This is a genomic window from Scopulibacillus darangshiensis (assembly GCF_004341035.1).
GTDB classification, from domain to species: Bacteria; Bacillota; Bacilli; order Bacillales; family Sporolactobacillaceae; genus Scopulibacillus; species Scopulibacillus darangshiensis.
In genome coordinates, this window is record NZ_SLXK01000086.1 from 1 (window position 1) to 1,693 (window position 1,693).

Below are 1,693 nucleotides of genomic sequence, written 5' to 3' on the forward strand. Positions count from 1 at the left end.
CTTAGACGGCACAACTAGCACAATAGACTAGTTGTGCCCGTTCCATTTGCTTTCAATGTTGCTCAAATATGTACCTGGGTCTTGTTTAAATCTTCTTTGTTTTGTATGTTCAGCTATCCGTTGCTCCCAATTTTCTGCTTCGTGTTTATATGCCGAATAGGCCACCTTTTGTATTTTATGAAGTCCATCTTCTTCTGTTGTGACATTCTCAACAAATACAATGTTTTCACCGTGGCGCACAATATACCGATTCCAAGTTCGGTTACCAGTGATTCGTCGGTGTCTTACCTTTGTTCTCCTAAAGAAGAGTTCTAAATCATTATTCGTTCTTGGGATAAATGGGTAATCATAAACCGTGAATAATCCTTTCCAAAAACCTTTACTATACCTCAAGAGATTATCCACAAAAGCAAAGTCTTCATCCCGATCTAGCTCTTTTTTTACTTGACTCAGATGCCGTTTTAATCTGTTCTCAACCCAGGAGCTTGTTTTATTTTCAGAGGGTTCCATGATGGTGGCAATTCTTTTAAATCGGGTATCCCAACGCTTTACAAGTTGATAATCGGTGCGGTAGTTATCCACATTTTTGACTATTCTGAACAGCTTTTTAAGGAGAAGAGTCCCCTTTTTTATCCAGGCATTTTTCAATGGAATCTTTAATCGCTTTTGTACGTTCAAAGACACGTGTACCTGGTAGTTCAAACGGTGGCTTCCCGTCTTCCAATAGAACAGACCGAATCGCGGCTATGTAGTCACTAGCGATCTCTTCTTCAAAAGTTTCAGATGATGAATCTTCAATTTTTCTTTCGATTTCTCGTATCCCTCTTAACTTCTTTTTAATATTGGTTTTTAGTTTCCTGTCCTTTTCGACTAATGGCTTAGCGATGTCTTTAAAATAATGAAACTGGCAGTATTGATAAGGAATATCCGGAGCGATCTTTTCAATCGCTAACCGAATCGACTGTTGCCCGTCACTGACAAAGCCTTGAATGGGATATCCCCAGTCTATAATCGGTTGAATAATTCCCATAAGTTCTTGGGAAGCACTACTTTTCAAGTTTTGTGCTGCCAAAATGGTACCGCTTAGAACTTCTCTAATGACATACAATGTTTCATTGCCTTTTTCAGGTTGAACACCATCAATTGACAGGATAAGTCCACCACTCTGTTTCACAACTTCTTCTAAGGTATCTTTGAGGTTTTCTTCAACATTTGACCGAAGTAATAAGGCATATCTCTCATATAATTTTTGTACTTGTCTTTCGGAAATTTTGACCTGCATTTCAGTCAGTATGGTAGCTATTTCTGACCGAGTTTTATGTTCTTTAAACCGTAAATGTCCGATACGGGCAATAACATCCATGCCATAGGTAATGTGCTTCATGCTTAGCTGTTCGGCTTCCGCTGAGCGATATACCGTGTTATTAGAACAAGAGTCATTCACACATCTGTATCCTAAATTTATAATTTTGAATTCCCCTTCTAGAGTGGAGATTGTTTTTCGCCAAACGGGATGACAGTACTTTAATTTATTCCCACATTCAGGGCAGCTCGTTATTTCAGGACTGTAGTATTTTGATTCAATTGCATTTAATCGATTTTTTGTACGCATAAATAAACACCAACTTTAAAAATTATAAGTTCATTATAACCTATAATTTATGTTGGTGTTATTTATTCCGTCTAAGTTTTT

General features: G+C 37.6%; 2 protein-coding genes. Both read right to left on the reverse strand.

Going from position 1 to position 1,693, the window contains the following annotated elements; translation table 11 throughout:
* Positions 1-27: 27 nt before the first annotated feature.
* Positions 28-648 (reverse strand): hypothetical protein, encoded by a 621-nt coding sequence (locus tag EV207_RS22790; protein ID WP_132748749.1) that lies wholly within the window; start codon positions 646-648, stop codon positions 28-30.
* Positions 608-1,612 carry a transposase gene (locus tag EV207_RS22795; protein ID WP_132748751.1) on the reverse strand — a complete coding sequence of 335 codons (1,005 nt, stop codon included), beginning with the start codon at positions 1,610-1,612 and terminating at the stop codon, positions 608-610. Before EV207_RS22795 ends, EV207_RS22790 begins: the two co-directional genes overlap by 41 nt.
* Between the last annotated feature and the right edge of the window lie 81 nt (positions 1,613-1,693).

Bases quoted from the DNA above. Each gene is read 5' to 3' on its own strand.
- EV207_RS22795 (WP_132748751.1), bottom strand. From the start codon at position 1,612: ATGCGTACAAAAAATCGATTAAATGCAATTGAATCAAAATACTACAGT.